The following is a 420-nucleotide window of genomic DNA, read 5'->3' as shown; positions in this document are numbered from 1 at the left end:
TTTCTCGATACTAAAAGACGCCAGCGCCACAGCCTTATACGGTGCACGCGGTGCGAATGGTGTGATCCTCGTTACGACCAAACAGGGCAAAGAAGGCACCGCCAAGATAAATTTCCGGTTGGAGAATTCATTCTCGCAGTCGGCCCGTACGTTGGAGCTAGCCGATCCCATCACCTACATGAATTTATATAACGAGGGTGTGACCACGCGCAACCCGCTGCAAAGCCCGGAGTTCGATCATAATAAGATCATCAACACCCAGGCGACGTTGAACGGTGCGCCCGGAAGCAACCCGTATGTATACCCGGCCGTGGACTGGCTCAAACTGCTCTTTAAAAAACGCACGTCGACGCAACGTGCCAACCTCAGCGTAAGCGGAGGGGGCGGCGTCGCCCGGTATTATATCGGTACATCGTATAA

Annotated in this window: 1 pseudogene; it reads left to right on the top strand. The window is 53.8% G+C overall.

Going from position 1 to position 420, the window contains the following annotated elements:
• Positions 1-420 (top strand): annotated as a pseudogene (locus KK062_RS30060) (SusC/RagA family TonB-linked outer membrane protein); the annotation flags it as partial.

The organism is Dawidia cretensis (assembly GCF_018598175.1).
GTDB classification, from domain to species: domain Bacteria; phylum Bacteroidota; class Bacteroidia; order Cytophagales; family Cyclobacteriaceae; genus Ohtaekwangia; species Ohtaekwangia cretensis.
The sequence above is the reverse complement of the archived record's forward strand: the minus strand, read 5'-3'. Positions and strand labels throughout refer to the sequence as shown.